The organism is Micromonospora sp. KC723 (assembly GCF_004348595.1).
Taxonomy (GTDB): Bacteria; Actinomycetota; Actinomycetes; order Mycobacteriales; family Micromonosporaceae; genus Micromonospora.
Genome location: NZ_SMKD01000214.1, coordinates 1 through 6322, shown reverse-complemented (window position 1 = coordinate 6322; position 6322 = coordinate 1). Strand labels below are relative to the sequence as shown.

Annotated in this window: 5 protein-coding genes; 4 read left to right on the top strand and 1 reads right to left on the bottom strand. The window is 74.5% G+C overall.

Features of this window, described 5'->3' with window-relative positions; all coding sequences use genetic code 11:
- On the bottom strand, positions 1-1086 hold a 1086-nt coding region (locus E1165_RS27405; RefSeq protein ID WP_132394597.1), incomplete at its 3' end, for a hypothetical protein.
- Positions 1087-1213: 127 nt separating this feature from the next.
- Here E1165_RS27405 and E1165_RS27400 point away from each other — a divergent pair.
- The 4 genes from E1165_RS27400 to E1165_RS27385 form a co-directional block, all read left to right on the top strand.
- Positions 1214-2971: a DEDD exonuclease domain-containing protein gene (locus E1165_RS27400; RefSeq protein ID WP_132394596.1), complete on the top strand. Its 1758-nt coding sequence runs from the start codon at positions 1214-1216 to the stop codon at positions 2969-2971.
- A gap of 128 nt (positions 2972-3099) precedes the next feature.
- The gene (locus E1165_RS27395) at positions 3100-4890 is read left to right on the top strand and encodes a bifunctional (p)ppGpp synthetase/guanosine-3',5'-bis(diphosphate) 3'-pyrophosphohydrolase (RefSeq protein ID WP_132394598.1); all 1791 of its coding nucleotides are present in this window, start codon (positions 3100-3102) and stop codon (positions 4888-4890) included.
- Positions 4891-5035: 145 nt separating this feature from the next.
- On the top strand, positions 5036-5575 hold the full coding sequence (locus E1165_RS27390; RefSeq protein WP_132394595.1) for an NUDIX hydrolase: 540 nt from the start codon (positions 5036-5038) through the stop codon (positions 5573-5575).
- On the top strand, positions 5572-6322 hold a 751-nt coding region (locus E1165_RS27385), incomplete at its 3' end, for a sugar phosphate nucleotidyltransferase (RefSeq protein WP_132394594.1). The genes E1165_RS27390 and E1165_RS27385, both read left to right, overlap by 4 nt.

Genomic DNA, 6322 nt, shown 5'->3' with positions numbered 1-6322 from the left:
CTCGCCGAAGCCGCGCTTGGTGACGTTGTATCCGTCGACCACCAGGTGCGCCCGGGGCAGGGCGAGCAACTGGTCCAGGCGGGCCGGATCGTCGGTGTCGCGGGCGCGGGCCGCCGGACCGGCGGCGGGTGCGGCCGCCGGGTTGTCGGCGAACGCGTCGGCGACGAAGTCGGCGGGCAGCTTGTCGACCGGGTCCAGGGCCAGCTCGCGGCGCAGCCCGACGGCGGCCTGCCCGATCGTCTCCAGCAACAGCCAGAGCCGGGCGTCGTCGACCGAACGGGCCTCCTTGGCGCTGGCCCGCGCGACGCCGGCCGCCGCCTCGGCCTCGGCGAGCCGGGCCCGCGCCCGGCGCAGCTCGGCGTCGGCGTCGGCGGCGGCCCGGGCGGCCCGGCCGCGTTCGGTGGCCAGCAGCTCGCCGGCCCGGCGCTCGCGCGCCTGGGTTTCCCGCAGCGTCCGGTTGAGCTGCCGGTTCTCCTCCCGCAGCTGGCCCAGTTCCTCGCGTACCCGGGCCAGTTCGTCGCGGAGCTTCTCCGCCTCGACCCGGGCCACCGCGCGGTCGTGTTCGGCGCGGGCGGCCCGCTGCTCGGCCTCGCGGACCAGTTCGGCGACGACCGCGCTGTCCGCCTCGGCGCGTACGGCGGCCCCGCTGGCCTCGACCAGCTCCCGCCAGCCCCGTGGCCGGGCCAGGTACGCCAGGGCGGCCACCTCGACCGGGTCGGCGGCGGCCGGGGCGGTCCCCTCGACGACAGCGGCGCCCAGGTCGCCGGCATCGGCGAGCACCCGGGCGGTGACCCGCTGGCGGAACAGCGGATCGCCGGTGAGCTGGGCCGCGATCGCCGGGGCGCCCAGACGGGCCCGGCGGTTCGGGGCGAACTTCGCCACCCGGCGCAGCGGCACCGGGACCTCCTCGGCGGGCAGGCCGGGCAGCACCGCGGCGGTCAGCGCGACGATGCGCTGCCGGACCGGTTCGGGAAGGGTCGGCTCCGGCTCGGGTGCCCCCACACCCGGGTCCACGCCGGCCTCGGGCGCGGCGTCGGACGACCCCTCCTCCGGGAGGTGGTCGTCATACGGCTCGGTGAGGGGCATGTGGCAAGTCTCCCACCGCGACCGGGCCCACCGCCCGGTGAGTGAGCCGAACTCTTATCCTAGCCTCGTCGTGACTGCTGGTGCGGATGTGCCCGGAGTGTCGGACCGGGCGGATAGCGTGCCGCCCGTGGCACCTGGGGAACACGTCCAGCAGACGCTGGCGGGTCTGGAAACGGGGGCGGGAGCCGGGGTCGACCCGGCGCTGCCCCTCTACGCGGCCACCTTCGTGGTGGTGGACCTGGAGACCACCGGCGGCGCGCCGGACGGCGGCGGGATCACCGAGATCGGCGCGGTCAAGGTGCGCGGCGGCGAGGAGTTGGGGGTGCTGGCCACCCTGGTCAACCCCGGCGTGCCGATCCCGCCGTTCATCACCGTGCTGACCGGTATCACCCAGGCCATGCTGGTTCCCGCCCCACCGATCGAGCAGGTCCTGCCGAGCTTCCTGGAGTTCGTCGCCGACGCCGTGCTGGTCGCCCACAACGCCCCCTACGACGTGGGCTTCCTGAAGGCGGCCTGCGCCCGGCACGGCTACCGGTGGCCCAATCCGCGGGTACTGGACACGGCGGCGCTGGCCCGGCGGGTGTTGACCCGTGACGAGGTGCCCAACCGCAAGCTCGGCACCCTCGCGGCCTACTTCCGCACCGCCACCCAGCCCACCCACCGGGCGCTGGACGACGCGAAGGCCACGGTGGACGTGCTGCACGGCCTGATCGCCCGGCTCGGCGGGCACCGGGTCGACACGGTCGGTGAGGCGATCGAGTTCGCGAAGGCCGTCACCCCCACCCAGCGCCGCAAGCGGCACCTCGCCGACGGGTTGCCCAGGGTTCCCGGTGTCTACGTCTTCCGTGCCGCCGACGACCGGCCGCTCTACGTCGGTACCTCCGGCGACATCGCCACCCGGGTGCGCAGCTACTTCACCGCCGCCGAGAAACGGGCCCGGATGTCGGAGATGCTGGCCGCGGCCGAGCGGGTCGAGGCGGTCGAGTGCGCGCACTCCCTGGAGGCGGAGGTCCGCGAGCTGCGGCTGATCGCCGCGCACGCGCCGCCGTACAACCGCCGGTCGAAGTTTCCGGAGCGGATGGTCTGGCTCAAACTCACCGACGAGGCGTACCCGCGGCTGTCGGTGGTGCGCGCCCTCTCCCCCACCGACACCGCCTACCTGGGGCCATTCCGCTCCCAGCAGGCCGCCGAGCTGGCGGCGGCCGGGTTCCACGACGCCGTCCCGCTGCGCCAGTGCACCCACCGGCTCTCGCTGCGGACGATCACGCCGGCGTGCGCGCTGGCCGAGCTGGGTCGCTGCCCGGCGCCCTGTGAGCACCGGATCACGCCCGACGAGTACGACCACCGCGCCGCCGCCCCGTTCCGCACCGCCACCACCGGCGACCCACAGCCGGTGGTGGACGCCCTGCTCGCCCGGATCGCGACGCTGGCAGCGGCCCAGCGCTACGAGGAGGCCGCGGTGGTGCGTTCCCGACTGGCCGCCGTGCTGCGGGCGACGGTCCGGATGCAACGCCTCGCCGCGCTGACCCGGATCGCCGAGCTGGCCGCCGCCCGGCCCGCCGCCGGCGGCGGTTGGGAGCTGGCGCTGGTGCGGCACGGCCGGCTCGCCGGCGCCGGGGTGTCCCCACCCGGCGTCCATCCGCGACCGACGATCGCCGCCATCCGGGCCACCGCCGAGACGGTGCTCCCCGGGCACGGGCCGGTGCCCCGGGCGTCCGCCGAGGAGACCGAACGGATCCTGTCCTGGTTGGAGCGCCCGGAGACCCGGCTGGTGGAGATGTCGTCCGAGTGGTCGTCGCCGGTGGCCGGCGCGGCCCGCTTCCGTGACCTCCTGGCGAAGGCCGAGAACGGCCGATCCACCCAACTCTCGACCGAACGCTCATGAGCAAGTGACCGATCGGACGACGCCGGCTCACTTAGGCTGTTAAGGGAGTGCAGTCCTGCCCGTTTCGTGGGCCTGCTTCCGGTTGCCGGTGACGGTGGCCGCGGAGCCGGGGTGAGGAGGTGTCCCTCGTGGACGTCGACGCCGGACACGGCGCCGCCCTGGGGGGCGCGCTCCCGACACAGCCGGGGGAGCTGCCGCTGGCCCGCCGCCTACGGTCGCTGCTCACCTGGCCGACCAACGACACCGACCCGGTCAGCCAACTCGTCCGCAGTCACCGCAACATCCATCCCAGCGCGGATCCCTCCGTGTTGCGCCGGGCGTACACGATCGCGGAGAACATGCACCGCGGCCAGTTCCGCAAGAGCGGCGAGCCGTACATCACCCATCCGCTGGCGGTCGCCGAGATCTGCGCCGATCTCGGCATGGACACCACCACCCTGGTCGCGGCGCTGCTGCACGACACGGTGGAGGACACCCGCTACACCCTCCAGGCGCTCGCCGAGGACTTCGGCCACGAGGTGGCCCACCTGGTCGACGGGGTGACCAAGTTCGACAAGGCCTTCTACGGCAAGGCCGCCGAGGCGGAGACGATCCGCAAGATGATCATCGCGGCCGGCAAGGACGTCCGGGTGCTGATCATCAAGCTGGCGGACCGGCTGCACAACATGCGCACCCTCGGGGTCCGCTCCGCCGCGTCCCGCGAACGCATCGCCCGCAAGACCCAGGAGGTGCTCGTCCCGCTCTGCGACCGGCTGGGCATCCAGACCCTCAAGCGCGAGCTGGACGACGTGGTGCTGCTGCACCTGGAGCCCGACGAGCACGCCCGGATCGCCCGGCACGTGCACGACCGGCCCGGCTGGGACGCGTACCTCGGCGACGTGGTCGCCCAGGCGAAGGTGGCGCTGCGCCGCAGCCGGGTCGACGCCGAGGTGAGCCCCCGTCCCCGGCACCTCTACTCGATCTGGAAGGACACCGTCGCCGGCGGTCACACCGCCCCGTTCGACCTGCCGCGTATCGTGATCGTGGTGGACGGCCCGCCCACCGACTGTTACGCGGCCCTCGGCGCGGTGCACGGCCGGTGGCGCCCGGTGCCCGGCCGGTTCAAGGACTTCATCGCCTCCCCGAAGAACAACCTCTACCGGTCCCTGCACACCAGCGTCTGCGGCCCTCAGGACCGCACCGTCGAGGTGCTCATCCGCACCCGGGAGATGCACCGCTGGGCCGAGTACGGCATCGCCGCCGACTTTCGTTTCCCCCGCTCCTCCGGGTCGGACACCGCCAGGGTCGACCAGTTGGCGTGGCTCCGTCGGGTGCTCGACTGGGAGCAGGAGGCGCCCGATCCGGCCCAGTTCCTCGAGTCGCTGCGCTGCGACCTGGCCGAGGCGCAGATCCAGGTGGTCGCCGACGGCCGGCAGGTGGTGCTCCCGGCCGGGGCGACCCCGGTCGACCTGGCGTACGAACTGGGCACCGACCGCGGCGACCACTGTCTCGCCGCCCGGATCAACGGCCGACTGGCCCCGCTCTCCTCCGAACTGGAGGAGGGCGACGTGGTGGAGATCTTCACCGAGAACGACGCGGAGAGCGGCTTCGAGGCCAGCGCCGCCCCCCGCGGGCCGCGCCGGGAGTGGCTCGGCTTCGTCAAGTCGCCACACGCCCAGATGCAGATCAACCGCTGGTTCGCCGAGCACACCGCGCCGGGTATCTCGATCGCCGACAAGGTGCGCCTGGGCCGGGCCACCATCGGCCTGGCGCTGCGCAAGCGCGACCGGGGCCTGGCCAGCGACCTGCCACTGCTGCGGCTGTCCGAGGAGCTGGGCTACCCCGACCTGGAGACCCTGCTGGTGGCGGTCTTCGACCGGGCGGTCGAGCCGGACGCCGTGGTTCAGCAACTCATCGATCTCGTCGACCACCGTCAGTGAACCGCACTCCAGCGGGCCGCCGGGATCGCTCGATCCCGCGCGGAGCAGGGGAAAGAGACCGGCCGCGCCGGTAGCGGAAACGGGTGCCGGCGGCCAGGGTGGGGGCTGGCATGACGGGGCGGGTCGGACGGCCTAGCCTGGACCCATGATCCCCCGCTCGCGCGCCACCGGTCGGGCCGTCGCCTACCGGGTTTTCTACCGCCTGCCGGTGACGATGCGGCGTCGACTGGTCCGGCTGGCCGTGCCGAAGTACGTCGTCGGCGCGGTCACCCTCGTCCGGGACAGTGAGGCCGAGGGCCCCGGCCGTCTCCTGCTGCTGCGCCAACCGCCCGGCTACAGCTGGACGCTCCCCGCCGGCCTGCTCCAGCGGGCCGAATCCCCGGTCGTCGGCGCGGCCCGCGAGCTGTACGAGGAATCCGGCATCCGGCTACCTCCCGACCGGCTCCGCCCCGCCGTGCCGAACGCGCTGGTCCACGCCAAGGGTTGGGTGGACATGGTCTTCGAGGCGGAGGTGCCGGCGTCGACCACCGCGCTGACGGTGGACGGCGCGGAGGTCTTCGAGGCCGCCTGGCACCCGCTGGACGACCTTCCCCGGCTCAGCCGGGCCACCGCCTTCCTCCTCGGCCACTACGGCATCGGCCCGCTGGCCGGGCAGGTTCCGCCCACCGGCCGGCCCGCGGCGTGACGAGCCCCGCCAGCCCCGGCGAGGCGTACCCGGGGATCTGCGCGGTGGTTCTCGCCGCCGGTGAGGGGACCCGGCTGCGACCGCTCACCGAGCGCGTACCGAAGGCGCTCTGCCCGGTCGGCAACGTGCCGCTGCTGGACCGGGCGCTGGCCCGGCTCGCCGGGCTGGGCCTGACCGGCCCCGAGCGGGTCGCGGTGAACGCCTGCTATCTGGCCCACCAGGTGGTCGCGCACGTCGACGGCCGGGCCCACCTGTCGGTGGAGCCGGCGGCACCGCTCGGCACCGCGGGCGGCTTGGGCAATCTGCGGGACTGGGTCGACGGGCGCGGGGTGCTGGTCGGCAACGCCGACGCCTATCTCGCCGCCCCGCACGCCACCGCCGGTCCGGACGTCGCGGCGCTGCTGGACGGTTGGGACGGGCAGCGGGTACGGCTGCTCGGGCAGCCGGCCGCCGAGCCGGCCGCCCCGGGCACGTTCAGCGGCCACCTCTTCGCCGGGTTCTCGCTGCTGCCGTGGCGACTGGTCCGGGCACTGCCGCCGACCTTCGGGGACCTGGTCCGGGCGGTGTGGCGGCCGGCGGAGGCGGCGGGCGCGCTGGAGGTGGTGACCTACCCCGGAATCTTCTACGACACCGGTACCCCGCGCGACTACCTGGCAGCCAACCTGCACGCCGCCGGTGGCGGCGCGCTGGTCGACCCGGGGGCCACGGTCACCGGCCGGGTGCGCCGGGCGGTGGTCGGGTCGGGGG

What these genes read in the sequence shown, in the direction of transcription:
- E1165_RS27390 (WP_132394595.1), top strand. Translation starts at nt 5,036, where the DNA reads ATGATCCCCCGCTCGCGCGCCACCGGTCGGGCCGTCGCCTACCGGGTT.